Origin of the sequence: Lentisphaera marina, from assembly GCF_028745505.1 — a bacterium.
GTDB lineage: Bacteria > Verrucomicrobiota > Lentisphaeria > Lentisphaerales > Lentisphaeraceae > Lentisphaera > Lentisphaera marina.
This window is the reverse complement of record NZ_JAQZZL010000002.1, coordinates 1210464-1237015: the sequence shown is the minus strand read 5'-3', so window position 1 is coordinate 1237015 and position 26552 is coordinate 1210464. Positions and strand designations below refer to the sequence as shown.

The following is a 26552-nucleotide window of genomic DNA, read 5'->3' as shown; positions in this document are numbered from 1 at the left end:
TATGTCTAAAAATAAAGTTCAGTTTCAAGTAGGGTTTAGTGCTCTAGAGTTTATTGATTATTTTGGTTCAGAAGAGCAGTGTGTTAAATATCTCGAAAATCTAAAATGGCCAAACGGCTTCAATTGCGAAGAATGTAGCCATAAAGAATGCTACCAGTATAAGTCGGGTTCTCGAACCATATATGAATGTAAATCCTGCAGAAAAAGCCATCGTTTAACAGCGGGAACTTTGTTCCACCGAACAAAAATTGAATTGCGAAAGTGGTTTTTAGCTATTCACCAAATCAGTCAATCTAAGAATAGTGTTTCAGCATTAGAACTACATCGTCATATAGATGTTAATTATAAAACTGCGTGGTTGATGAAACAAAAAATCATGCAAATGATGTATGAGGAAGACAACAAATACAGACTCAAAGGCATTGTAGAAATTGATGATGCTTACTTGGGTGGGAAACTTGAAGGAGGTAAACGGGGAAGAGGTTCAGAAAATAAATCTCCTTTTATCGCAGCTGTTGAAACTAACGAAAAACGCAATCCTATTTTTATAAAATTGACACCCGTTCACGATTTTACCTACGAAACGGTAAAACAATGGGCTCAAAAAAACCTTAAGAGAAACTGTTGTACTATTTCTGACGGACTTCGAGGTTTCAGTGCTTTAAAAGAAGTGAGCAATCACACCGTTTTAGTTACGAGTAAAGCAAAAAAGGAAGAAATTGAAAATACTTTCAAATGGGTGAATACCATTCTGAGTAATGTGAAAACGTCTATTTCTGGGACATTTCATTCACTAAAATTCGATAAGTATGGATTCAGGTATTTAGCTGACTTACAGTTTAGGTTAAATAGAAGATTCGATCTTAGAAAAATGTTTTTTGGGCTCATTTCAAAAGCTATGGCAAGTGAACAGAAACCTATTCAATACCTCAATTCTTCGCTAACTGGGTAATCGTGTTATTATTTATGTAGACGACCAGGCAGCGGGCTTAGTGAATTGTTTTGAAAGCTTATCGACTTTTACCGCAAAACCTTTAATTAATATTCACGACCTCATGGTCCATAGCGACTTTCGTGGATTAGGACTGAGTCAGAAACTCTTAGAGAGGGTAGAGGAAAGAGCTAAAGAAATGGGCTCTTGTAAAATTACTTTAGAAGTCTTGTCGGGCAATAAAGTAGCTTATCGAGCCTATGAAAAGTTTGGCTTCTCAGCTTATGAGCTCGACCCCAGTGTTGGCCAAGCCCTTTTTCTTGAGAAAAAACTATAAAGTGAATGTACCTTCACATGATTTAAGGAATTGGATTCCATTTCGAGCGATGTTCTCAGGGCCTTCGTCGTAGTTGAAGACTTCGATTGAAATCCATTTTGAGTAGTTGATTTTATTGAGGGCTTGGTAAATTGGAGCGTAATCTATTTCTCCAGTACCTGGACCGCGGAGATTGGGGTCATTGGCGTGGAAGTGCTCCAAATATTCTGCGGAATCCGCAATGATGTCCGCAATCGCTTTGTCTTCATAGGACATAGCCTTGACATCAAGATGAAGTCGACAGTTTGGAGAGTTGATTTCCTTAATCATTTTGATGGTTTCTGCGGCAGAAGTGAAAAAGTTTGTTTCCACATGACCAAGGGGTTCGATGGCAATGATACCACCTTCTTTTTCGGCTTCTTTTGCCATGAGTGCAATTGAATCGCGAGCTCTATCCCAGTATTCATTGTAATTTTCAACATCGGGAATATTACGACTCATGGGAGAGCCAAAAACGAGAACATCACCGTTCATTGCGGCATTTAACCTTACGAGATGTTTCAGAAAGCTTGTGGTGCGTTTGCGGACTTCGCAATCCGCACTTGAAATGTGCAATCCAACAGGCTTAGTCAGCAACCAATGAAGCCCCGCCACTTCTAAGTCATGATCTTTTGCGATCTTCGTAAAGCCCTTAGCCTCTGAAATAGTGAGTTCTTCTGGGTTCTTTTTAAGCGTAAAGGGAGCAATTTCTACCCCTTGGTAACCATGAGATGCTATATCCTTACATGTGTCCTCAAAAGTCCAGTTTTGATAAGTTTCGTTACAGATGGCATATTTCATTTTTGTGACCATGAGTTATAGAGCTTATTGATTGTCTTTTGATTGTTAGCTTCTCTGTGAAAAACAAAGCGATATTGAAAAGTCATTTGTTGACCTTTTTTAAGTGTGTGTGTACCATTCTTTGATTTGTCCCTAGTATAAGACCTTGCTCCAAAGGGATTGGCAGAGCAGAGCCCATAATCGCGGGCGTGCCAATGAGTAGGGGAGCGGAAATTTTTCGAACTTTCCATAATGCTAATAACCGATCCAGAGCTGTTTGCATAGCTTACCCAAAGAGCTTGTTTGCCCCAAACCTTTTTCCCTTCTATGCCATTGCTATTAAGGACGCTTGCGTGTCGATCTTTTACGCGGAAGGATGGATCCATACGAATGGCCATCATACCTTCTTTTGTGTCCCCAAAAACTAGATCTTGAGTATCAGCAATGAGCGTAATTTTGTAGTCGATGTAACGAGTTTTTGAATCTGCGGAGAAAGTGATTTCTGTTATATCACTGAGTACTTTTTTATCATTATGGAGCCAATGATTGTGTGCGAGAATTTTCTTGCCATCAGTCTGGAGATCGACAGTTCTGATGTATTTATCTTTCCCCGTTCGAGTATTCCAAAAGTCGATGTTATTCACTTTGCCAAAGGTGAAGTAAATCCCGGTATGCCAGGGGTGATCGGCGCTTTCTCCAGGAATATCTTTTTTGAAAGGGTAATGGCGAGTAAGGTTTTCCTGATTAGGGCCATTGACCGGATAGAGACAGGGTTTATTTGGTCCCTGAATGAATTCGGTGAAGAGTTTTCCATCAACTGTTACAGTTACTTTGTCTTTCGTTTTGTCGAGTTTTACTGTGGCAGGTTTTGCAGGTGTTGATGAGTCACTTTTGATTTCTTGAACTGGCGTTCCCGCTTGAAGGCGGTTGATTTTATAAACGACACGAGACTGATCTAATCCTGTAGCAAGAGAATTTTTAACATCAATTTGGAATAGACGTTTTGTTCTAAGTCCATTGGTATGAAGCAAAACGCTCTTTTTATCACTAGTAACAGTGACTTTTGTAATCACAATATTTTTTCGATCCATTGGTTTAGAACCGTATTTATGCGTTGAAGGGTAATGATAGGACTGAATCGCGTAGTTCGCTATGTTTTCGAGTAATGCTTTATCTTTCTCTTTGGTGAAAGTGACGAGGAAACCTTCTTTTTTAAGCTTCACGTTAAGGATAGAGTCAGGCGTTTCATCGTTAAAAGAAATGCGTTGAATTCCTTCAGATGGTTTACCCCATCCACGTACAGTTTGGCCTATATATAGCTCATCGCCTTTGGGACTGAAAACTAAACGGTTATTGCCCGTGCGTACTTTTTTCTCAGCAAACTTTATACAAGCACCTTGCATGACTCCATCTACTTCTTCAAACATGAGGCGAACGAGTCTTGGTCCGGCGATATCACCCACAAAGGCTTGACCTTTGAATGGACCGAATTGACCTTTGGTATCGAAAATGATTTCACCTGGGGAATTACAGATCATTCCCTGAGGAAGTTCGATAGCTGCAGGAGTGCGATCTTTTTCGTATTGATCCATGTTTTTCATGTAGTAGAAAAGAGGGTTGTCCGATACTTCTTTCACGAACTTTTCGTCCCAAACAAGGGCAGAAGGGTGACCGTAAAATTTATCTTTTTTCACGTGATAGATGGGAGACGTTCCGCGCCAGTCTCCTTGATTATCACCCGCAAAAATTTTACCATCGGGACTCATGCCCATACCATTATGCATGCGAAAGCCTTTTGCAAAAGGAGTCATCTTACCTTTAGCATCAATGTGCATGACCCAGCCCTTCCATTTTACAGCTGCATAGTTGCGACCACGACGGCCGTTATGCTTGTATTCACCCTGAGTATGATAGAAAGTTGGACCATTATGAGAGGCCGTACCTACTGCTATGTACCATCCTCCTTTTTTATCGGGAAGGATGTAATTGGTTTCGTGATAATTACCACTGAGGCCAAATTCATTTGAAATGAGCTCATAGGAATCTGCCACACCATCTTTATCGGTATCAGACACTTTTGTGAGCTCAGCCATTTGTGATACATACATTTCTGAATCGGAAATGACTTGAACACCACAGGGGTTGTGGAGTGAGTCATCACTAAAGTTGCGCCATTGGAAGCCATTGGGATCTTTTGCGGGTTTCGCAATCTGAATCCCTGAGCGACGTGTGACCACAACAAGTTCACCTGAGGGGTTAAACGCTAGAGCACCAATTTCCGGAGCAATTTCTAGAGGAGTCGTGATGGTGTCTACTTTGTAGCTGTCAGCTACAAGGCTAGTGGAAAGGGCAAAAACTGAGAGTAAGAACTTTTTCATTATTTGACTCCTTTGATAATAAGTGTAAAAGCTTTAGCCTCGGAAGAACTTAAATTTAATGTTCCGGTCTTTCCTGTGTTTGAAGTCATCCCTTTTGCTAATTGTAGGGTAATTGGACCACTGGAATCTGTGCGATATTCGCAAATAGCTTCACCTGAGTTTTTACCAGGAGTAATTTTCAAGCTGATATTTAAATCTCCAGATTTGTAGAGCATGATAGGAATAGCATTTTCTTTGCGATAACCCATAAACTGAACTTTGCCTGGAAAGAGATGTTCACCACTCGTCTTAAATTGGACCTTGCCCATAATATCTGGTATGTAGCCAAAGCCTCTGCGACCACCGCCAGTGCCTTTACCCCAGTATTTAGTCATATCCAAAAAATCTCCTGACCAAGTATAGAGCAGGCGACACTCAAGAGTATCGAAAGTGTAAGAGAGTTTTGGGCCAAAGTTTACTGTAATGGTGGAAGGGATTCCATTGATTGGCTTTTGCACTTTTTTTGGATCTTCTTTGCCTGACCCAGGGCTGTATTTATTGACATTGCCACCTTTGCCATGGTTGACAAATATTGAGTCATCAAGACCGTTTACGGGCATGTAAGTACGAATGAGATAAGGCTTTTCTAAAGTACCTGTTGGAAATGAACTTACAGTTGTTTTAACGACGACAAAACCATTCTTTAAGTTTTTGCCCATGATAGATTTTACATAATCACTAGCGTCAGAAATTTGTTGCTCATTGAGGATAGTTCCCCAGGCGGGCATCGCTTTAGCCAGTACACCTTCTCGGATGACTTTTTCGATTTCGACTTTTGAGCTGCCGTGAAGAATTTCTTTGTCAGTTAAGTTTGGTCCAACCAGACCTTGACCTTTATCTCCATGGCAGTTGGCACAAAATTGTGTAAAGACTTGCTGGCCGCGTTTTATATCGGCCGAAACTCCAGCTGCAAGAGCTAAAGTTAAAAAGCTGAAAATGGTTTTGTTCATAAAATTCCTTAGTTGATTGATTCAACTATGAAGGATCAAAACAAAAAAATCATGATTCATTTAACGAAAAAAACATTAGAAATGCGCATATTTAACGCATTTAATCCATATAAGCGCATTTTTTTGCTGTCAGATTATTTTTTAGTTCTTGTCAAAAATAATAAGTTCTTTTCGACTTCATAGGAAAACAATGAATAACAAAGAGTAGTTAAAAATGAAATTTAGTTCCCCAAAAGTCTTACTTACATTAATAGTTTTACCTGTACTCGCAAGTAGTCAATTTAAAGACCAAGCTAGTAAGCTTAATGATAGCCCTGGTGTTAAAATGATCAGTAGTACGATAGATAATAGGGCTCAAAATCTTATGTTAAATGGTCTTTGGGAAGTCGGGTCTCAAGGTAATTATAGTGCAGAAAGAATTGTTCCTGGTATAGTAAATGATCCGGCAAAAATTGACGAAAATTCAGTTTGGCTAAAAAGAGAAGTGAAATTGCCTTCGGGAAATTGGACAAAGGCTACTTTGAATTTGAAAGGTGCTCGTTTTAATCCGAAAGTTTATATCAATGGTGAATTAGTCTCTTCACAAAAAGGCGGAATGGCTCCGACTCGTCATTTACTGGACCATAAGGACATAAAGCCAGGGAATTCAGTGAAGCTTGAGATAGAGCTTGCTTCGCTAAAAGATATGTCAGAAGAAAATGCCTCTTACATTCCAAGGGCAGATCACTGGCGTAGCAATGTTTCTTCGATGATCTGGGATGATGTAGAGTTGTTTTTACATGGCAATACTGTGATTGAGCGCATGATTCCCTTCACGAACCTTCAGGATGATAAAGTTGATTTTCATATCTATGCTAAATCTTTAAGTAAAAATGGCACCCCGAATTTAGTTAAAGCAGAGTTACTCAAGGGCGAGCAAGTTATTTGTTCTGGTGAGGTAAGCTACAAATCGACCAGCGAAAAAAATATCGTATCGGTTCCTTTTAATGGGAAGATAAAACTTTGGTCACCAGAAGAACCCAACTTATATAAACTTAGAGTTTTTCTTTTAGATAATGAAAAAGTTGTGGATCAGCGCGAGTATAATTATGGAGCTAAAGAGTTTTCCATGGATGAATCGGGCTATCAATTTCGCTTAAATGGCAAGCCTTTTAAGGGACGTATGGTAAGTGTGGTATGGCCGCGCTGGGTTCGTAATAAAGAAGGCTATGATTTAGCATGGAATGAAGAATGGTTTAAGAAAAATATTGTTTTACGCATGAAGGACCTTGGCGCCAATATGCTTCGTTTTCACTTGGGGAATCCACCTGAAAAATTTATTGATATGTGTGATAAATACGGCTTGCTCGTTCAGTACGAATGGAGCTTCTTTCATGGCATGCCTGCCTCTGAAGAAAGCCTAGTTGAACAATGGACTGATTGGATTGACTTGGGGCTTGAGCACCCAAGCGTGGGTTTGATCCATCCCTACAACGAGACTTATGGAGATCAATTAAAAGTTGCTTGGTCAGCAATTGATAAAATTATTACGGATTATCCACCTTTAGTTTTAGAAGAACGCGATGTGATTCACGTTCATAAGTACTGGTGGAGCTTGTTTGAGAATGTGGGTATTTATTACGACTCACTTGATCAGTTTCCTCGAGCGATAATGGTTGATGAATTTGGAGGTAATTACCTGGATGCAAATTACGACGAGGGAAAATACTGGACGGTAAAAGATACTTTTCGTCGCTTCCTTGGAGCAGATCATACAAAGGAACTGAGAACTGAGCATCATACTTTAGCCAATGTGAAAATAGCTGAGTATTGGCGCCGTTTGGGTGCAGCAGGATATTCACCTTTTTGTGCCCTTGGTAGTCACGAAGATGGCAGTCATTGGTTTGAAGGGGATTTAAAAGAAGGGAATCCCAAGCCCGTTTGGAATGAGTTAGCCGTGGTTTATTCACCCCTTGCAGTGAGCATGAATCTGTGGGATCAAAATTTTACTCCGGGTCAGGAAATCGACCTGCCACTTCATTGGTTCAATGATACCGAAAAGGATCAAAATCTTGTTGCGCAAATAACGATTAAAGAAGGCGACTTTGTCATTTTATCCAAAGAGCTGAGATGCTCTGTGGGAGCTTTTTCTGATCTTGAAAAAAGTGTTCGCATAACTATGCCCAAGTCAAAGGGAAGTTATCGTCTTCAAGTAAGTCTTAAGAATACTCCAAAAGAAGTAAAGACCTCGGTTCACTCACGCTGGGATTTTAATGTTAGTGAAGCGGTCGTTCCCGAGTCAGTGAAAAGTAAAGTTCTAGCTATTCCGAGCTACGAAAAGGAACTCATTGATTTTGCTAGTAAAAATAAATTAAAAGTGGTGGATCCTAATCAGACTGATGAATTTGATGTCCTTCTTTTATCTAAAGAATCGTGGGCAAAAATAAAAGAAGACAAATCGGTACTGTTAACGAAAGTAAAAGAGCTTGTAGAGCAGGGGGAATCAGTTTTGATCTTGAATGCCGGACCATTGAACTTGGGACAGGGTTACCCCAAAGATGGAAGTTTAGGTAACCTTCAGGGAGGACATAAAGTCGACTATGCTCAAATCGATGAATTCGAGTTGTTGGATGAAGTGAAGGTTGCATTCAAAGAAATTGCGGAACCGGAAAGTCATATCCATGCCCATGAAGAGGGCAAGGCGCTTTGGTCTTATCTCAGAGCTGATCAAACCTGGTTATGGAATGGTTACAAAGGTGGACTCATTGTTCCCGCTGACTCAATGGATGTCATTGGCCAAGATAGAGAAGGCTTTCTAAAAATATGGAAGACCAGGGGGGCCGAAGAAGAATACCTAGAGACGAGCAAGACTTACAAAGGCTTTGAGCTGGAAGGCTTTTATGCTTTTTCTCATGAACCAGGGAAAGATGAAGAAGTCAAAAAGACACTGCGCGACAAGGTCGCTTTCATTGTCGAAGATGCGCCAGCTTTAGCCGGTTCAGTCAATCCTAAGGCCGCTATAAAAACTTATGATTTAACTGCTGAATTAGCTCAGCAAAAAACCAACTCATCCTTATCAATTAGGTCATTGGCTATAGCTGGTAAAGGCATGGTGAGAACTCCGGTTGTCAAAGTAGAGAGGGGCCAAGGTAAGCTGATCATTTCCCAGTTGCTAACAGCAGGACGTTTAGCTGATGGCCACTGCAGTGATGGTCTTTATGGTGTACGTCGTGACCCGGTTGCCGAGCAGGTGGTTTTAAACATGCTAAGTGAGCTTTAATTAACAAAGGAGATAGCTATGAAAAAACTTATCATTAAAATGACTCTATTGGCCTGTTGCCTTGTTTTGACTCTATCAGCTTTAGGTAGCTCCAAACAAAGCTCCTCGGAAATGCAGAAGAAAAAACCAAATATTCTCTTTTTATTAGCGGATGATCTTGGCTATGGGGAATTAGGCTGTTATGGCCAGAAAGAAATTCTGACTCCCCATCTTGATCAAATGGCTAAAGATGGAATTCGCTTTACTCAATTTTACGCAGGTGCACCCGTGTGTGCGCCTTCACGTGCAGTGTTGATGACTGGTAAGAAACTTTCGACCAACACCATTCGAGGTAATTACGGTTTAGTTGACGGCAAAAATATTGATCGTATCGCTTTAAAGATGGATGAAATGACCATTGCAGAACTCGTAAAAAAAGCAGATTACCAAACCGCTTTCTTTGGCAAATGGCACCTTGATTATCCCTATGATTTACGGACCTGGGCAAGAGGTCGTGGTTTTGATTATGCTGTTCAGGAACAATGGGATGCTAAAATTGATAAACTCAATATGTTCAAACCCAATATTGAGTATGTCAATGGCATGGAAAAGCTCATTGAGTTTGATTACAAGAAGTGGAACTGCAAAGATGAGCTGCGTACAGAATTAGCCCTGGATTATTTAAAATACCAAAAGAGAGCTGATCGACCCTTCTTTTTATTCATGTCTTTCCGTGCACCCCATGCACGTGAAGAACTTATAGGAAATACCACACTTTACGCCGATAAAGGCTGGCCAGAAAAAGAGCGGATCCATGCGGCAAAAATAACTTTGTTAGATCAGCAAGTAGGGCGATTACTCAAGCATCTGGAAGAGAGTGGTGAACTGGATAATACACTCGTTTTCTTTACCAGTGATAATGGCCCCCACATTGAGGGCGGACATGATCATGAATTCTTTCAAAGTAATGGCGTTTTAACTGGCCACAAGCGCGATGTTTATGAAGGTGGCATGCGCGTACCGACCATGGTTTATTGGAAAGGGAAATTAAACGGTGGGCTTGTGACTGATTATATGGGAAGTGCTCAGGATTTTATGCCAACAATTGCCGATATTGTTGGCTTAGAAGTTCCGGAGCAGTGCAATGGTGTCTCATTTTCACCCGTGTTGATGGGCAAGGAAGAGCCTCGATATGATTACCTTAATTGGGAATTTCACAGCATGGGAAAAAACCCAGATCATTTTCGTCAGGCAGTACGAATAGGTGACTTAAAAGCCCTTCGTTATGGTGTGGATTCTCCAATAAAAATCTTTGATTTAGCTCAGGATGAATCAGAAGAAAATGATATAGCATACCAGCATCCTGAATTAGTCAAAAGAGTTAAGGATATTTTTGAAAATGATCGCACTGCAAACTCAGCGTTTCCCTACCAAAAATAACACCGCCTGGTTAAGGAATGGCAATTCCTTACTGGGAGAACTCGAGAGGGACAGAGTTGTCAAGTCCTGAAAAATAGTTGTCACAATTTGTTGTTTTGTTATGCACATTGTCTGTCGTGAACAGTACTTGGGAATGAGTAACCCAAAGCGATGTGTGGACGGCAATTATTATACAAATAGATAGCTTGTTTAATAGCTGTTTTTGCGCTCTTTAGATCATTGAATGTATTTCTCAAATGGTACTCATATTTTAGGATCCCATTAACCCTTTCAGCTTTTGAGTTTTCATAACAATGATTTTCTTCTGTCATACTAATCAGAAGGTTTTTCTTTTTTAGAATATCGACATAGTCATAACAACAATACTGCGACCCCCTGTCAGAGTGATGGATCGGGTGAGAACCTTTAGGTAGATCTTTTAAAACCATTTTCAACGCCTTGATACATCCAACAGCTTCTAAGTTCTCTCCCACATTATAAGCAATGATTTTTCTAGAGTATGCATCAGTAATCAATGCTAAATAAACAAAGCTTTTTACTACTCTAATATAGGTGATATCGCATACCCAAACCTGGTTAGGAGATGTTAAATTCATATCTTTGATGAGGTTTCTATAAACTTTAAAACAATGCCTAGAATCGGTTGTGCGACAGTACTTCTTCTTTCTTTTGATTAATAGTCGCTCTTCACGAGCTATATCGAACAAGCGATCTCGTCCTACTTTTATAGAATTCTCTTTGAAGTCATCCGCTAATATATGATGTAGCTTTCGAACTCCGAGCTCTGACTGGATGCAGCGTTGTTCTTTGATCAGTTCGACTATAAGCTTTTGATCCACTTCTTTTTTAGTGCTAATTGATCTATGTTTATAGAAGTTTTGCCGACTCATTTTTAAATACTCACAGAGTTGCTTAACAGTGAAAGATTTGTTCATTTCTCTGACTCTCCAGACAGCTTCGCATCGACTTTTTTTTTGAATGCGACTTTATCTGACACACCGAACTTATCACACGCTATATCAAAGTAAGCTTTATTCATAACATCACTTATAGCTAGTTCAGTTACTGTTTTCTCTAACTCAGCAATATGCTTTTTAAGAGCTTTAATTTCATCAATATCATTTTCTGATTCCACTTTAATCACCTTTGGTAATAAGTCTGTTCTACCATACTTTTTGACCCAGCCTCTTACTGTACAAGAGCCTGATATCCCATAAGCTTGGCTAGCTTCTCCACAGCTTATAAATTTACCTTTGGAGATTTCGTTTACCACTTTTTGTTTAAATGATTCACTATATCTTATTGTATCTTTCATGGGTTGTTCCTGATTTAGATGACAACCTATATCAGGACAAGACAGTCCTTCTCGTATGCGAAGCACCATGTCCTTTAAACTAAACAATTAGTAAAAAAATTTACTTAATCAGTCAAATGAGCTGAGTTCATTTCGACCCTTTAAAAACAAAAAAACAAAGGATAAGAATGAACAAAATAATATTTGGCTTAATAAGATGAAGGAAATTACTTTTTTTGAACGTTTTGGCTACGGCCTCGGTGATTTGGCATCAAATTTATTTTGGATGCAGTTCGTATGGTTTTTAAATTACTTTTATACAGACGTTTTTGGTTTAGCTCCAGCAGTACTGGCAACCATGATCCTTGTGGTTCGTATCTGGGATAGTGCAAATGACCCTATCATTGGGATTATAGCCGACCGGACAAACACCAGGTGGGGTAAATTCCGTCCCTACCTTTTGTGGGGAGCTCTTCCCTTTGCCATAGTCGGTGGACTTACTTTTACGACGCCCAATCTTTCACCTGGTGGTAAGCTCATTTATGCCTACCTGACCTATGGATCCATGGTGTTGATTTATACCGTGGTGAACATCCCTTACTCATCGCTTATGGGAGTGGTTTCGCCTGATCCATCCGTGCGCACAAAATTTTCGCAAATGCGTTTCATTATGGCTTTCACTGGTGGCCTCATTGTTCAGGCAACAACTTTGCCAATGGTGGCGAGCTTTGGAGCTTCGGCAGAGGGGGTTGTTAAAACTGAGTTAATTGAGTCAAAAGTATTCATCACAGAGCAGTCTCAGGGCTCATCGCGACTTGAAGTGTCGACGCTCAGTCCTGACTACAAGGATCCCAATTTAGTACAAAAATTAGGTCTTCAATTTGGTTTGGTGAATGAAAAGGATTTGGGTAAGGCAACCAAGAAAAAAACCATTTATGTTAACACTCCAGAGTATTATCAAGAGGCCGGATTAAGTACTGGCCAGCAGAGTGGGGCTTTTGAAGATATTGCTTATTTAACTAGTGGGTTTGCGAGTCGGGAATTCGAACTCAAAGAAATTTTTAAAGACGTGGATTTAAGTGATAAAACAATCGAAGTTCAGGTCATCAATGAACAGAAAGGTTTTAGCACGACAATGACTCTCTTTGGCTTTGCTGCAGCCATACTCTTTGTTATCACCTTTGCCACAACAAGGGAGCGCGTTCAGCCTCCTCCCTCACAAAAAACCTCTCTTGGCCGCGATGTAAAGGATTTAATTTCTAATAAACCATGGCTGATATTATTTGCAGTGGGCATAATTTCCTTGTTTCATGTATGCTTGCGAAATGGAGCTATCATCTACTGGTGTAAGTATAACTTAGGCAATGAAAAAATAGGTCCTTTATTCATGCTTGCTGGTACCCTTGCGAACTTGGTGTCCATGTTTATTGTTTCTAAAATCGAGTTCACTTTGGGTAAAAAGAAGGGCTATATCCTTTGCATGCTGGGAACCTTTGTGCTGTCCGGTCTTTTTTATCTTGTTCCCGAAAGTAATACGGGTTTACTTATAACTGTTCACGTACTCATCAACCTCATGTTTGGTCCTACTGCAGCCTTAGTATGGGCGATGTATACCGATGCCGCTGATTATGGTGAGTGGAAGACGGGGCGTCGCGCTACGGGTCTTGTGATGTCGGCCTGCACCATGGCTCAAAAGTTTGGCTATACTTTTGGCGGAGCTCTTGGCTTGGCAGTACTTTCCTATGTTGGCTACAAGGCAAACTCATTACAGAGTGATGCAACACTTGCGGGGATTAAGGGCATGGTGAGCTGGATTTCGGCACTTCCCTGTGCTTTGGGCGTGGTCTTGATGGTGTTTTATCCACTCAATGAGGATTTACTCAAATCTATCGAAAATGACCTCGATGAACGCCGTCAGAACGATGCCTAAAGACAATTTGTCTATATCAGGATTTAGCAAATTAATTTATTTACAGGAGAGCCCATGAAAGGTTTTATTTATAAAACGGCAATATTGAGCATGGCAATGAGCTGTTTGTGTTCATTCAGTTCGTTAGCTAAGGAAAAAACAGCTCAATCCCCCAATATCATTTTCTTTATTGCTGATGATATGTACCCGGAAATGTTTAACTGTTTACCAGAAGGCAAGGGGAAAAACCTGACTCCCAATATTGATCGCCTTGCTCGAGAGGGGGTTTTCATGAGCAATCAACGCGTGGCTTCACCGGTGTGCACGCCTAGCCGTTACAATTGTTTAACTGGAAATTATGCGAGCCGGGCAATTAATAGAGGTTTTCTTGAGTCCACAAAAATTAATGAGGGGCAGGCAGTAGTGCAGTTCAATACGCACATTGTACCGGGAAAAGACAAAACCATGGGAACTTACTTTCAGCAATTGGGGTACAAAACGGGCTTTGTGGGAAAAAATCACGTGGTGGATAGTCCTTCACAAATCAACCCTGGAGATAAGCCAGATCTCCAGGCCGATCCAAAGGATCCAAAAGTAAAAGCCGGCCTGGAACACAGACATCAATTACTTCAAGAAGATATTAAAAATTGCGGTTTTGATTTTGCCGATAACCTCTATCACAACAATCCCACCTGGTTGGGCATTAAGGCCTTGGCAGTTCAAAATATGGATTGGGTTGCCGAGGGTGCTCTAAGGTTTTTGGAGATTTATAAAGACGAACCCGTTTTTCTTTATGTAGCCGCAACATTAACCCACACGCCATTGAATCCAGAGAATTCTTACGATGGTGATTCAAGAGTTACGGCTAAAGGGATTTTAGACCATAAGCTCGATGTCCTACCTTCACGAGCTAGCATTAAAGAGCGCATTAAAGAGGCTGGACTCCAGGGTGATGACGTAACGAACTTGCTATGGATGGATGACTCACTTGGTGCGATCTTAAATAAACTGGAGGAGACGGAAAAAATAGATAACACAATCATTGTATTCTTTAATGATCACGGTCTGCACAACAAGGGGACTTTGTACGAAGGTGGTTTGCAGTCAGAGTGCATTATTTGGCGCAGTGCCGGTTTTGAATGTGGTTCTACAAGTGACGCAGTGGTTTCTAATATTGATTTCTTAGCGACGCTCCTAGATTATGCAGGTCATGAAAACCCTAACGAACTTTCGGATGGCAGGAGTTTTAAGGCAGCGCTCGAGTGCGAAGCATATGAAAATCGCAAGAGCATGTACTATGAGCTGGGCTATGCCCGTGCCGTGGTCAAAGGTAAGTACAAATATATTAAATTGAACTACCCTGAATACGCAAAAAATGCTACGGCTCAAGAACGCAAGAAAATGCTTGATCGCTATAATAATTTAAGACGTTCTTTCGGGGGTGAAGCTATTAACTTAGATCCAACTTTGCCCTATGGGCATTTGGAACTTTTTCCCGGGGGCGGTGGTGCTGAAAATAAAACCTTTGGGAAAAAGCCGGGCTTTTTTGATCTTGAGCAACTCTATGATCTCGAGGCTGACGCAGGCGAACAAGTTAATTTGGTAAAAAATCCTGAGTATGCTCAAAAAATCCAGGAAATGCGCCGTGAGCTAAAGGCTCATTTGGACAAAGTTCCAGGTACTTTTGGGGAGCTAAAAAAGTAGCTACTTAGTAGCTAATGAAGGGAGCAGAGTGACTTATAGCTTATGCTCAAAGTTAAATCTCCATCCATTTTGTGCGATGAATACGAGCTGTTTATAGCAATTAATAGCCTGATAAGATATTTTAACTTAGATATTTTTTGTATAAAATGAAGCTTTCTTGTCAAAAATACCCCAGGCTAATCGACGTATTTTTAAACAAGAAAAATTAAAAGAAGAAACCATTTATGAAAGATTTAATTAAGGCCAGTTTGTTTGTTAGCTTGTTCCTCTTTTTGTCAGGCTGTGTAAAACCTAAAGATAAAGTTGGAAAAGTTGCCGTTGAAGAAAAGTCATTAATTAGCCAGCCAATGCCTGTTCTGCCAGATGCCTTTGTTTTTGACGTAACTGACAAGCGTTTCGGAGCTGTACCTAACGATGGTAAAGATGATACTCAAGCGATTCAAGCGGCTATTGATGCAGCAGCTGCTCTAGAGAAGTCGGAGAAGGGCAGGTATTACAAACAACAGGTGATCTACCTTCCGGAAGGAACTTACGATATCAGCGATACTTTGGCCTGCGTCATGAATAATGGTAATCCGGCTCATATCGGAAGATATGAAATACCTGGCTCCGAGGGCTTCCAATGGATTTGGGGTGACGGTATAGGTAAAACAATTTTGCGTCTGCGTTCAGCCAAGGAGATTGGCACATTTGGTTCAGAAAAGCAGCCTAAACCAGTTTTGCAGAGCTCGCGTTACTCTTATGACCGCAAGCAAAGCGGAAATAGTAAATTTCAGTTATGGGTAACGGACCTCTCCATTGAAGTACCGGATGATCAGCCCCATGCCGTAGGTTTGTCTTATGCCGTGGCTAATATGGGCGCTGTAAAGCGAGTTCATATCAAGGCAGAAGGCAATGGCGGTCACACGGGTTTGGCTCTAGTTCAGAATAACAACGGGCCGGGCATGGTCGAAGATGTCCGTGTTGATGGTTTTAGTACGGGAATGGACATCAATGATCCCTGCGGAGTTTGTTTTTACCTCAAGAATATTGAGTTAATGAATCAGAAGCCCAATGGTGTGGGCATGGTCTTGTCAGATAAAGTCACATCTATCGAAAACTTAACTATCGAGCAGAAACACGATTCTGTTACTGGCATACTCATGTGCGCAACACGCAGTGAGAGTATCTACGGTGGGGTAATTGCCCAACTGACTCTCTTGGATCCCAAATTTCATTATACTGGCAGTGCAAAAGCTTCTGTCCCTGCAGTGAAGATTGAAAAGGGTCACCTCTACATGCGTGGTGCGGACTTTAAGGGCTATGGTGATAAGCCGATTGTAGATCATGGTCGACTGCGTGCGGCTAGTAGCGAGGAATTGGTCTTGGTGCATGGTCATACAAAGGAAGAAAAAAGCAATGTTGTTGTTGCTCTAGACGGAGCGCCTGCTCAATCTTTAAACCTACCATTAAAACCGACTCCGGAAATTCCGGCTCTTGCCTGGGAGCGCTTAAAAGCTAAAGATTACACAACTGTTTCACAAAAGGATATCAAGGCTGGCGCACTTTCCATTTCCACCGAATGGGTGTTGGTTCAGCCATCGGGTACGGATGATACCGATTTACTGCAGGCAGCTCTGAACTCTGGTGCACGTTACGTCGGTCTTCTCAATGAAAAGGATTTTATCGTGAAGCAAACGCTGAAAGTGAATGGTCCAGAGTCTCCAGGAAATGTTGAGCTCATTTATGGTCACATGACTAATGTTATTTTTAACGGAGATATCAGTCGTAAAGCACCTTATACAAAAGCAAATGATTATGTAGGCATTCACCTGTACACAGGTCAGCATGATCAGCTTATTTTTAATGGCTTACAGTTGCTTTCCAGAAGTTCAGAGGGTAGTAACTGGAGAGCCGAGGACTTTACTGTATTTCAAAATGATGCCGCCTGTACTGTGGCTTTTGTAGATATCCGCGCAAAAGCTGGTCCCCGCGCTTACCGAAATGGTATAAGTGCAGAAGGTCAGGATGTCTTCTTCGACAACTGTGAGTTTGCCTATTTCAAAGCTTTCCCTCAGGAGTTAATGGTCTTCACTAAGCAATCGGTTTGGGGGCGCAATCTAAATGTCGAGATGCCCATCCTAGATCGTGAGTTTAACTTGCCTGGTTTAAATGGTGAAACACATAATTTCCTATCTGCCTCAAGAGTTCCCCGTATGGTGAATGATGGTGGTCACTTATTCACCATAGGGCAAAAGCTCGGTGAGCACGGCGGCACTTTCTGTCTGACTCGCAATGGTGGCCAAACAGAATTACTTGCCATCTACTTAAATGAAAAAACATCGCGCTACTTAGAACCAAGTAAAGAAGGGCCAATTCTCATAGTAGAGGGAGCCGATAGTGCCTGTAGTATGTCTGGTGCTGAGCGCACGAGAAATCACACCTTCCCTCATAAGAATGCTTTTGCTCGTTTGAAGTTTGATGGTAAGAATGAAGAATTGATTCCTGCTACGATTTTTCCAACAATGCAGAAGTACTCCGGCTACGATCCCTTTAAGGATGACGACGAGCAGCGCTACCTGAAAAAAATGACCCATCGCGTTTACGGCCTTTTCCGTGTGGACGGCAAGACGAAATTCAGTGCATCAAAAAACAATATCACAGCCAAATAAGAATGACTGTGCTCTTAGCCTTTCGATTCGACAACAATTCAAAAAAATAGGGTATGATGATGATAAATATAAAAACTTTAGTCTTGAGCTTTTGCGCTCTAGTATTTCACACAAGTATTTTGGCTTCTTCGGATAAGCCCAATGTATTATTCATAGCGGTAGATGATTTAGTTCCACGCCTGGGTGTGTATGGAGATAAGCTGGCTAAAAGCCCCCATATCGATCGCATGGCCGCCAGGGGAACGACTTTCCTCCACGCTCAATGTCAGTACCCTGTATGCGGTCCTTCCCGAGCTAGTATTATGAGTGGCCTTCGTCCGGAAAGTGCCGGCGTATTGGACCTAAAAACCAAATGGCGTGAGGCGAATCCTAACATTGTTTCTTTGCCTCAGTACCTTAAAGAACACGGATATTTTACAACTGGCACAGGAAAAATTTATGATTACCGTTGTGTAGATAATCTAGAGATCATGGATAAAGAATCCTGGAGTGAGGCTTTTTCCTTCAGGCCCGGTTTATCTTCTAAAGATGTGGAACAAATAGGTAAAGCCGAAGCCAACCAGAAGCGAAAAAATATTGAGGGCTACACCTACAAGTACAGCAAAGTAGCTGCGGCACCAATAAATAAACTTGTGGACTTCAGGGACTACCGTGTAGCACAAGAGGGTATTAAGCGCATGCGCGAAAGAGCGGCCGCTGATGAGCCCTTTTTCTTAGCCGTTGGTTTTGCCAAACCTCACCTACCTTTTTATGCACCTAAAAAATATTGGGACCTCTACAAGCGTGATCAATTCGAGATTCACCCCTTTCAAAAACAGGCGGCCGGTAATTCTGGGCGTGGCTATGGAAAGAGTAGTGAGTTACGGGTGTATGAGGGAATTCCAAAAGAAGGCGAAGCTACAGATTTTTCTCCGCAACTCCAGAAAGAGCTTATACATGGCTATTATGCCTGTGTTTCCTACATCGATTTTCTAGTTGGAATGCTCACCGATGAGTTGAAAAGGCTAAAGCTAGATGATAACACAATAATCATACTGTGGGGCGACCATGGCTTTCACCTAGGTGATCATGGCCAATGGGCCAAGAATACTTCCTTCGAACAGGCCGCACGAGCACCTTTAATTATTGTGGACCCACGTCAATCGAGCCCTGGAACTAAATCCAAATCTCCTGCAGAATTTACCGATGTATTTCCCACACTATGCGACCTAATTGGCCTTCCAAAACCGGACTTTTTACAGGGTGAAAGCCTAGCACCTGTACTTGAAGACCCAAAGGCTAAGCCGCGCGAAGGAGCCGTGACAATTCGTAAGGGATGGAAGGATATCGGATATTCGGTTCGCAACGAGCGTTATCGCTATATCGAATGGGTGCATACAGAGACGAAAAAGGTCATTGGTAGAGATTTGTTTGACTACCAAAAAGATCCAGATGAAACCCAAAATCAGGCCATGAATCCTGAATACACTAAAGTTCTTGAGGATATGACTAAGATTTTACACAATGATTCAGCTGGCCTAAAACTCCTCCAGGAATCACTAAAATTATATTTTTAGCGAAGGACTTTTCGCTTTACTTGTCAAAAAAGATACATCTTCAGCGAGCTTTTTTATAAATGAATATTTTTGATAAAAACTTAAAATCGAGTTCCATATTTCTCATGTTGAACTCCAAAGGAAACTATTAATGAACAAATGCTTATCACTAATTTCTGTCCTTGCCTTATTTTTGATCGCCAATTCATCATTTGCTGAGTCAAGTACTAAACCCAATGTACTATTCATCGCTATTGATGATCTACGTCCTGTACTGGGCTGTTATGGCGAATCACAAGTCATTTCACCAAATATTGATAAGTTGGCTTCTAGGTCGGTGCAATTTTCCAGGGCCTATTGCTCTGTACCAACTTGTGGAGCTTCGCGTGCAAGTGTCTTTACTGGACTGCAGCCAAGCGCTAAGCGCTTTGTCGATTATAAGACTTCAATTGATCAAGATGCACCCGATGTACCAACCTTGCCTCAAGTTTTTAAAGAAGCGGGTTACACAACTTTAAGCTTAGGTAAGATCTTCCACCACAAATATGATGCGGAAAAACGGAGCTGGAGTGAGAAAGCATGGCTCCCGGGAAATGAAAGGCTGGATGCGAATCTAGACATAACCTTGAAGAGGCTCACCAAAGCTAAGCGCGGCTTAATGTTTGAAGCTGCCGACGTGGGCGATGAAGACTATATCGACGGCAAAACAACGCTTAAAACCATACAGGCACTTCGCCGTTTAAAAAAGGATGGCAAACCTTTCTTTTTAGGCTGTGGGTTTAAAAAACCTCATATGCCTTTTTACGTACCTAAAAAATATTGGGACATGTATGATCCCAAGACTTTCAGCGTGGCGACCAACCTTTACCGACCAAAAGGTGCTCCCAAGTCTTTGAGATCTTCTAATGAGTTAACTGGTTATGTTTTAGATGAATACGATCTGAATTCCGAGGCCTGGCATCGTGCCATGATCCATGGCTATTACGCTTGTGTAAGTTATATCGATGCCCAAGTTGGCAAAATCATGCAGGAATTAGAAGATTTAGATCTGGCGGAAAATACCATAATTGTCTTTTGGGGAGATCACGGCTTTCATTTAGGTGAACACAATTTCTGGAGTAAACACAACACCATGGATATTTCCCTCAGAGTGCCCTTAATCGTTCATGCCCCGGGAAAGCTCCAGGGTGAAGCCAAAGCTTTAGTTTCTTCAGTTGATATTTATCCGACCCTGTGTGAGTTGGCAGGTCTGCCTTTGCCACAACACCTGCACGGTAAGAGTTTTGTTCCTGTGCTGGGTGACTTATCTAAAAGCACACAGGAATTCGTTTATGCTCGTTTTCGTAATGGTGATACGGCCATAAGCGATCGTTACGCCTATACAAGTTACAGCGACGGTTCCATGCTCTTTGACCATAAAATTGACCCCGATGAAAATGTCAATGTGGCATCTAAGCCTGAATATAAAGAAATCGTGAACAAGATGAAGGCTTATTTACAACAAAGTATGAGTCATTAATCCTCTGTAAAAAACTTAAAAAACCGGACTGAATCAACCATGAAAATTTTCTCTATACTATTCGCACTAGCATGCTTAAGTCTTGGTGCTGAACAAATACAAAACAAGCCCAACCTCATTGTTATTATGGCGGATGACCTGGGCTACAAGGATGTGGGGTATAATGGATGTACTGATATTCCGACTCCACATATCGATGCTTTAGCAAAAAGCGGTGTACAGTTTTCCAGTGGCTATTCAGCCTATTCGGTCTGTGGACCCAGCCGGGCAGGATTTATTACGGGGCGTTATCAACAGCGCTTTGGGTCTGAGCGCAATCCCCAGTATCGCCCTGAAGATCCCAATATGGGAGTTCCCAAAAGTGAGAAGACCATTGCCGAGGTGCTCAAGCCCCTGGGATACAGCTCGAAGATTATTGGTAAATGGCATCTTGGCGCCCATAAAGAGACCCACCATCCACTTAACCGTGGCTTCGATGAATTCTACGGGCATTTGGGCGGGAGTCATTATTACTTTCAGAAAGAGATGAAATTTAAAGACTCCTACAAGCTCACGAAAGATAAAGAAGAGATTCAGCAGATGAGAACCTGGATCCTGGATGATCACACCCCCGTGCAATTTGAAAAACATTTGACCGAAGAATTTACGGATCAGGCCTTAGATTTTATTGAACGCCATCAAGAAAAACCTTTCTTCCTCTTCATGTCCTACAATGCTCCACACACTCCATTACAGCCCGCAAAAAAAGACCTGGAGCGCGTTTCCCACATACAAGATAAACAACGCCAACTCTACGCGGGTTTAGTTGTGGGACTGGATGATGGCGTAGGTCAGATTATGAAAAAGCTTCGTGATTGTCAACTGGAAGAAAACACCCTGGTATTTTTTATGTCCGATAATGGCGGCAAAGAAAAATGGGGTGCTGATAACGGGATTTTACGTAAAGATAAAGGCTCTTCTTATGAGGGCGGTTGGCGCGTCCCCTTTCTCCTCAAGTGGAAAGGAGTTACCAGTCCTTCGATTTATGATCAGCCCGTTAACTCATTAGATGTACTGGCGACCATAGCCGACTTATCCGGTGCTGCGCTTGATCCCGAAAAGCCCCTCGATGGTGTCAATCTCATTCCTTACGTAACTGGAGCAAAGCAAGGCTCACCGCATAAGGCTATTTTTCTACGGGGTGGCGGTTCAGAAGGGAGTTACGCCGTGCGCATGGGCGATTATAAGCTCATTACCTATAATGGCGGTACTTGTCATCAGATGTTTAATTTGAAAGATGATATTAGCGAAGAAAAAAATATTATTAAGTCCTTTCCAGAACGCTTTACAGAGATTGACAATGTCCGCGCCGAATGGAGTAAGGGACTCATAGAGCCCGTTTATTTAGGCTTGGAGCATACTCAGAAGTTTAAAGAAAATAATAAAAAGAAATAAATCATGTCCAAAGAATTTCCGAAAAATTTTGTCTGGGGCTCAGCCACCGCGAGTTACCAAATTGAAGGCGCTAGTCGCGAAGGGGGCAGGGCGCCAAGTATTTGGGACGCTTTTTGCGATACCCCGGGAAAAGTTGAAGAGGGGCACAATGGCGATGTGGCCTGCGATCATTATCATCGCTTTGAAGAAGATGTAAAAATGATGCAAAGCTTAGGGCTAAAAGCCTACCGCTTCTCCATTGCCTGGCCCAGAATCCAGCCGGATGGCAAAGGTGAGGCCAATCAGCAAGCCATAGATTTTTATAATCGCCTCATCGATTGCCTGCTCGAGCATGGTATTGAACCTTGGGTGACTCTCTATCACTGGGATCTGCCTTTGTCATTACAGATCGAACACGATGGTTGGCTCAATAAAGACATGGTAAAATACTTTGAAAAATATGCTCGAATTTGCTTCGAGGCCTTTGGTGATCGGGTGAAAAATTGGATCACCCTCAATGAACCCTGGTGTTCAGCTGTTTTGGGTTATGGCATTGGCGCCCACGCTCCCGGCCGTGTCTCAGCTGATGAACCCTATATTGCCGCCCATCACCTGTTGCTCAGTCACGCCCGTGCCTACCGCATTTATAAAACTGAATTTGCCCATCAGGGCGGAACCATTGGCATCACCAATAATTGCGACTTCCGCTACCCGCTTACAGATTCCACTGAGGATCGAGCCGCAGCCGAGCGTAGCTTGGAGTTTTTCCTGGCCTGGTTTGCTGATCCCGTTTGGAAGGGTGATTATCCACAAGTTATGCGACAGCGCTTAGGTGAAAGACTGCCGCAATTCTCTCCAGATGAACGCAAAGAGATTCTGGGCTCTAGCGACTTCTTTGGCCTCAATCACTACAGTACAATGATGGCTTCTGAACCCAAAGAGGGCCAAGAACAAGTGAGCGATATAGCCGGCAATGGTGGTATGATTGATGACCAAAATGTCCACTTGAGCAATGACCCTGCTTGGCAAAAAACGCACATGGGCTGGAATATCGTTCCAGAGGGTTGCAGAGACCTCTTGAAATGGATTGATCAGCGTTATGATCATCCCATAATTTATATAACCGAAAATGGCTGTGCTTGTGATGAGCCGGACAAAGAATCGGCACTCAATGATGTGATGCGAAAAGACTTCTACGAATCCTATTTGCGGGGATCGCGAAATGCCATCGAGCAGGGCGTTGACCTGCGAGGTTATTTTGCCTGGTCACTCATGGATAACTTCGAGTGGTCATTCGGTTATAAGCGTCGCTTTGGAATGTGTTATGTAGACTACGAAAGCTTGGAGCGAACACCCAAGAGTTCAGCCCTGTGGTTTGCTGAAGCTATTAAGCAAAATGGTGAAAATATTTAACTCAATTAAGTCTAATTTCATCGTTAATCGGATGATTTTTACTTGCTTTGTTTTTTCCTTTACCCCCTTTTTTTCCTTTCGACCCTTTTTTTCCTTTACTAGATATAGATGGTTTATTGGGGTCGTAGTTTTGATTTGAAGTAGGTAATTGCGCATTCACTTCATCAAGGTATTTAATCATTCTTTGGTGCATTTGATCTGTCATTTCTGGTAAAATTGATGATAGATCATTTGATTCTGAAATGTCTTTTTTGATGTTAAAAAGAAACAGCCTTTCGCTTTCATAAAACTTCATGAGTTTATAATCTCCCCAAAATAAAGCTGTATGAGGAGTATCTCCTTGATAGTGAGGGAAGTGAAAAACCAGTTCTTCACGAGTACGGTGGATTTTTCCCTTGTTATTTGATGTAAGTACATCATTAAGCTTGCCACCTTCGATGTGCTTTGGAAGTTTTTTAATTCCAGCCCAATCACAAAAAGTTGGATACCAATCGTACCCGACTACTCTTTGATGACACCAGGACCCAGCTTTGATATGGGGCCCTTTAACGATCATTGGTGAACGAATACCACCTTCCCAAGCATCGCCTTTGCCTCCTCGTAATGGCCCCTTTTTTCCTCCAGAACCATTATCAGACATATAGATTATGTAGGTGTTTTTTGTGAGCTTAAGTCTTTCAAGAGAAGTTAAGAGAAGACCTATTCCAGAATCAAGATTTTCTGAAAGAGCAGCGCGTCCGATTTCTTTTTCATTCCCCTTTGGAACTAGGGTTTTATATTTTTCGATAGTCGATTGAAGGGCATTTTGGGGCGCATGCAAGGCATGAAATGATAGTTGGAGATAAAAGGGCTTTTGCTCACGCTGAGCTCTTTCCATAAAATTAATCGATCGCTTTACCATGCCAAAAATATCAACTGGATTATCCCCCGCATAATTAGCGGCATACTCATTGCCAATATCGCCATCATGCTCATCATAGCCATGTTTTGCAGGCCCACCTCCATTTATATGCCACTTACCAAAATGCGCCGTCAGGTAATTTTGAGATTGAAGGATCTCCCCTATAGTGACTTCAGATTCAGGAATATCTCTGATATTTACTGGAGGGATAAGTGGATAATTATTTTTTTCAGTTACTGACTTGGCGGCCTTAGTCCAATGTAGCGCAGCTGGCGATTTCCCTGTTTGGAGACTAATCCGAGTGGCTGCACAAACGGGTGATGGAGCATAGGCGGCAGAAAAACGCATGCCTTCATTAGCTAGTTTCGCTAAATTGGGAGTTTGAATATAAGCGTGCTTAGACTTGTCCATATTTGGATGCATGGCTATGGAAAGTCCATCCCACGCCTGGTCATCCGAGATAATGAAAATGATATTTGGCTTCTCTACGGCCGCGAGAGTCATGGAACAGAATGCCGTTAGCAATAAGGTTATCTTATTCATTGATTAAATTCCTTTATTTAAGTTTTTTAAGATATTCAATAAGTGCTGTGCGGTCATCCTTATTCAGAATCCCCTGAAAAGCCATTTTCGTACCTGGCACAACCTGCGTTGGTGCTTTCAAGAAATGATCTAGCTTGACTTCATCCCACGATGCGCCCTTAGCATAAGCCTGTATTGCCGATGAATATTCATAATTTTTCAAAGAGGCAATTTTTCGATCAAAAACCCCTGTTAGACTTGGTGCGAGAGTTTTATTGTGACAAGCTGAACACAGATTATAAAGTTTGGCACCTCGTTCAACAGTATTGAGTTTTTCCATTTGCTCTTGGTCCACAATATAATTTGACCGAATATCCATCATTTTAGCCAATTGATTGTCGCTCATCATCTTGCGGATTTGATGATAACAAGATGCTTCGATAAGACCACATTTAACTTCAATTAGTCCCAGCTCTTCAGATATTTTTTTATAAACTGAGGCATCAAAACTTCCTGGGCTATTGCGTAATTTATCCATCTCCAGGAGTAGCGCGTTTCGCTGCTTAATAAACTTTTCTATCCATGGCTGTAATTCGGCAACTGACTTATCCAATAGTTGACTTTGCTCATGGTTAAGTAGCTTACTAAAACTTTTTGAAATTTGACCTCGACTTGCTCCATGCCCACTCTTGTGACGAATAGAAACAAAACCAAAAAACTGCGCAGGTTGACCAAGGGGGATTACTTGATTGTCCTTCATGCTGCCCGTCAACCAAGTAAAGCATTTTGCAAAGAGATCTTCATATTGGGCGGCTTGTTCTCGACTTAAATTAGAACTTTTTTTGCCTTTATTATTATCTTGGGAATTTGCAAGATCTGGGTTTTTTCTAAAGTTTTTCATTTTTGCCCAATGACTTTCACTAAGGCTATCTTCCAATTTAGCAAAAGCCCGTGCCTCGATGAGTCCCGCTTTTCCATTGAGGTAGCCAAACTCTTTGGCTAAAGCATTTAATTCCTTTGTGTTGAAAACCTGGCCTGTGTAAAGATGATTTTCCAGATGCCGAAGAATTTTGCTGCGACAATCCCACCACAATTTCATGACTTCTGCTTCTTGCTCAACTGCATCGACCATTAAGGTTTTTTGTTTTTCTGTAGCAATGGCTTCAAAAGCTCTTCCTAAACTACCTCTTTTTGCCGCTCTTCCACTAGTATAACGCAAAGCAACAAAGCCAAAGAATTGAGCAGATTTACCAACTGATAATTTTTCATTATCAGCGGGTGAACCACTAAGCCAGGAAAAGGCTTTGGAGGCCATGGCCATACGGATCGTTTTAGCATCGCGTTCACCACTGTATTCTTCCTGAATCGATGCTCGCGTGTTTTTTTGTTTTTTATCTTTTCCTGAGATTTGTAAACTCCCCAAGATTACTAGAACTATGATGAAATATTTCATTTTACTTAAAACCTATTTTGTGATTATTATATATTATCTCAATCCACATGTAATGATTAATTCTTTCACGCGGATTGATTTATTTTTTAATTTTTGAGTCAAAAAAATTGCGCATTCAGCGACTCGT

At 41.6% G+C, this 26552-nt stretch carries 18 protein-coding genes; 11 read left to right on the top strand and 7 right to left on the bottom strand.

The features are described from left to right. The first annotated feature begins 1 nt into the window (after nucleotide 1). Nucleotides 2–952, top strand: coding sequence for an IS1595 family transposase (locus PQO01_RS15935; protein ID WP_274315078.1), 951 nt, complete (start codon nucleotides 2–4; stop codon nucleotides 950–952). Further along, complete coding sequence (locus PQO01_RS15930; protein ID WP_337994466.1) at nucleotides 945–1268, top strand: GNAT family N-acetyltransferase; 324 nt, start codon at nucleotides 945–947, stop codon at nucleotides 1266–1268. Before PQO01_RS15935 ends, PQO01_RS15930 begins: the two co-directional genes overlap by 8 nt. On the opposite strand, the gene PQO01_RS15925 is transcribed toward PQO01_RS15930, so the two are convergent. From PQO01_RS15925 to PQO01_RS15915, 3 genes are read right to left on the bottom strand one after another with little or no spacing between them, the layout of a single operon-like run. Continuing rightward, entirely contained in the window at nucleotides 1263–2087 is an 825-nt protein-coding gene (locus PQO01_RS15925) for a sugar phosphate isomerase/epimerase family protein (RefSeq protein ID WP_274315077.1), read from the bottom strand. The genes PQO01_RS15930 and PQO01_RS15925 overlap by 6 nt on opposite strands. Beyond that, the gene (locus tag PQO01_RS15920; RefSeq protein WP_274315076.1) at nucleotides 2084–4444 is read right to left on the bottom strand and encodes a DUF6807 family protein; all 2361 of its coding nucleotides are present in this window, start codon (nucleotides 4442–4444) and stop codon (nucleotides 2084–2086) included. The genes PQO01_RS15925 and PQO01_RS15920 overlap by 4 nt, the downstream gene beginning before the upstream one ends. Then, the gene (locus tag PQO01_RS15915; RefSeq protein WP_274315075.1) at nucleotides 4444–5433 is read right to left on the bottom strand and encodes a c-type cytochrome; all 990 of its coding nucleotides are present in this window, start codon (nucleotides 5431–5433) and stop codon (nucleotides 4444–4446) included. Before PQO01_RS15915 ends, PQO01_RS15920 begins: the two co-directional genes overlap by 1 nt. A gap of 214 nt (nucleotides 5434–5647) precedes the next feature. Between PQO01_RS15915 and PQO01_RS15910 the strand changes: the two genes are divergently transcribed. After that, nucleotides 5648–8692 (top strand): glycoside hydrolase family 2 protein, encoded by a 3045-nt coding sequence (locus PQO01_RS15910; RefSeq protein ID WP_274315074.1) that lies wholly within the window; start codon nucleotides 5648–5650, stop codon nucleotides 8690–8692. A gap of 18 nt (nucleotides 8693–8710) precedes the next feature. Next, nucleotides 8711–10111 (top strand): sulfatase-like hydrolase/transferase, encoded by a 1401-nt coding sequence (locus PQO01_RS15905; RefSeq protein ID WP_274315073.1) that lies wholly within the window; start codon nucleotides 8711–8713, stop codon nucleotides 10109–10111. Nucleotides 10112–10209: 98 nt separating this feature from the next. Here PQO01_RS15905 and PQO01_RS15900 read toward each other — a convergent pair whose 3' ends face one another. After that, complete coding sequence (locus tag PQO01_RS15900; RefSeq protein WP_274315072.1) at nucleotides 10210–11046, bottom strand: IS3 family transposase; 837 nt, start codon at nucleotides 11044–11046, stop codon at nucleotides 10210–10212. After that, complete coding sequence (locus tag PQO01_RS15895; RefSeq protein ID WP_274313841.1) at nucleotides 11043–11426, bottom strand: transposase; 384 nt, start codon at nucleotides 11424–11426, stop codon at nucleotides 11043–11045. The genes PQO01_RS15900 and PQO01_RS15895 overlap by 4 nt, the downstream gene beginning before the upstream one ends. Before the next feature lie 196 nt (nucleotides 11427–11622). On the opposite strand from PQO01_RS15895, the gene PQO01_RS15890 reads away from it, so the two are divergent. From PQO01_RS15890 to PQO01_RS15860, 7 genes are all read left to right on the top strand, one after another. After that, entirely contained in the window at nucleotides 11623–13335 is a 1713-nt protein-coding gene (locus PQO01_RS15890; protein WP_274315071.1) for an MFS transporter, read from the top strand. A gap of 54 nt (nucleotides 13336–13389) precedes the next feature. After that, nucleotides 13390–15018: a sulfatase family protein gene (locus tag PQO01_RS15885; RefSeq protein WP_274315070.1), complete on the top strand. Its 1629-nt coding sequence runs from the start codon at nucleotides 13390–13392 to the stop codon at nucleotides 15016–15018. A 224-nt stretch (nucleotides 15019–15242) separates the two neighbouring features. Next, entirely contained in the window at nucleotides 15243–17669 is a 2427-nt protein-coding gene (locus tag PQO01_RS15880; RefSeq protein WP_274315069.1) for a glycosyl hydrolase family 28-related protein, read from the top strand. Nucleotides 17670–17728: 59 nt separating this feature from the next. Next, nucleotides 17729–19225, top strand: coding sequence for a sulfatase (locus PQO01_RS15875; RefSeq protein WP_274315068.1), 1497 nt, complete (start codon nucleotides 17729–17731; stop codon nucleotides 19223–19225). 130 nt (nucleotides 19226–19355) lie between these two features. After that, entirely contained in the window at nucleotides 19356–20723 is a 1368-nt protein-coding gene (locus PQO01_RS15870) for a sulfatase (protein ID WP_274315067.1), read from the top strand. A 39-nt stretch (nucleotides 20724–20762) separates the two neighbouring features. Beyond that, nucleotides 20763–22157 carry a sulfatase-like hydrolase/transferase gene (locus tag PQO01_RS15865; protein WP_274315066.1) on the top strand — a complete coding sequence of 465 codons (1395 nt, stop codon included), beginning with the start codon at nucleotides 20763–20765 and terminating at the stop codon, nucleotides 22155–22157. 3 nt (nucleotides 22158–22160) lie between these two features. Continuing rightward, entirely contained in the window at nucleotides 22161–23549 is a 1389-nt protein-coding gene (locus tag PQO01_RS15860) for a GH1 family beta-glucosidase (protein WP_274315065.1), read from the top strand. Nucleotide 23550: 1 nt separating this feature from the next. Here the strand turns inward: PQO01_RS15860 and PQO01_RS15855 are convergent, their stop codons facing one another. Together PQO01_RS15855 and PQO01_RS15850 are read right to left on the bottom strand one after the other, a co-directional pair. Beyond that, nucleotides 23551–24993: a sulfatase gene (locus tag PQO01_RS15855; protein WP_274315064.1), complete on the bottom strand. Its 1443-nt coding sequence runs from the start codon at nucleotides 24991–24993 to the stop codon at nucleotides 23551–23553. A gap of 13 nt (nucleotides 24994–25006) precedes the next feature. Then, nucleotides 25007–26425 (bottom strand): c-type cytochrome, encoded by a 1419-nt coding sequence (locus PQO01_RS15850; RefSeq protein WP_274315063.1) that lies wholly within the window; start codon nucleotides 26423–26425, stop codon nucleotides 25007–25009. Between the last annotated feature and the right edge of the window lie 127 nt (nucleotides 26426–26552).

Bases quoted from the DNA above. Each gene is read 5' to 3' on its own strand.
- PQO01_RS15935 (WP_274315078.1), top strand. From the start codon at position 2: ATGTCTAAAAATAAAGTTCAGTTTCAAGTAGGGTTTAGTGCTCTAGAG.
- PQO01_RS15925 (WP_274315077.1), bottom strand. From the start codon at position 2,087: ATGAAATATGCCATCTGTAACGAAACTTATCAAAACTGGACTTTTGAG.
- PQO01_RS15920 (WP_274315076.1), bottom strand. From the start codon at position 4,444: ATGAAAAAGTTCTTACTCTCAGTTTTTGCCCTTTCCACTAGCCTTGTA.
- PQO01_RS15915 (WP_274315075.1), bottom strand. From the start codon at position 5,433: ATGAACAAAACCATTTTCAGCTTTTTAACTTTAGCTCTTGCAGCTGGA.
- PQO01_RS15910 (WP_274315074.1), top strand. From the start codon at position 5,648: ATGAAATTTAGTTCCCCAAAAGTCTTACTTACATTAATAGTTTTACCT.
- PQO01_RS15905 (WP_274315073.1), top strand. From the start codon at position 8,711: ATGAAAAAACTTATCATTAAAATGACTCTATTGGCCTGTTGCCTTGTT.
- PQO01_RS15900 (WP_274315072.1), bottom strand. From the start codon at position 11,046: ATGAACAAATCTTTCACTGTTAAGCAACTCTGTGAGTATTTAAAAATG.
- PQO01_RS15895 (WP_274313841.1), bottom strand. From the start codon at position 11,426: ATGAAAGATACAATAAGATATAGTGAATCATTTAAACAAAAAGTGGTA.
- PQO01_RS15890 (WP_274315071.1), top strand. From the start codon at position 11,623: ATGAAGGAAATTACTTTTTTTGAACGTTTTGGCTACGGCCTCGGTGAT.
- PQO01_RS15885 (WP_274315070.1), top strand. From the start codon at position 13,390: ATGAAAGGTTTTATTTATAAAACGGCAATATTGAGCATGGCAATGAGC.
- PQO01_RS15880 (WP_274315069.1), top strand. From the start codon at position 15,243: ATGAAAGATTTAATTAAGGCCAGTTTGTTTGTTAGCTTGTTCCTCTTT.
- PQO01_RS15875 (WP_274315068.1), top strand. From the start codon at position 17,729: ATGATAAATATAAAAACTTTAGTCTTGAGCTTTTGCGCTCTAGTATTT.
- PQO01_RS15870 (WP_274315067.1), top strand. From the start codon at position 19,356: ATGAACAAATGCTTATCACTAATTTCTGTCCTTGCCTTATTTTTGATC.
- PQO01_RS15865 (WP_274315066.1), top strand. From the start codon at position 20,763: ATGAAAATTTTCTCTATACTATTCGCACTAGCATGCTTAAGTCTTGGT.
- PQO01_RS15860 (WP_274315065.1), top strand. From the start codon at position 22,161: ATGTCCAAAGAATTTCCGAAAAATTTTGTCTGGGGCTCAGCCACCGCG.
- PQO01_RS15855 (WP_274315064.1), bottom strand. From the start codon at position 24,993: ATGAATAAGATAACCTTATTGCTAACGGCATTCTGTTCCATGACTCTC.
- PQO01_RS15850 (WP_274315063.1), bottom strand. From the start codon at position 26,425: ATGAAATATTTCATCATAGTTCTAGTAATCTTGGGGAGTTTACAAATC.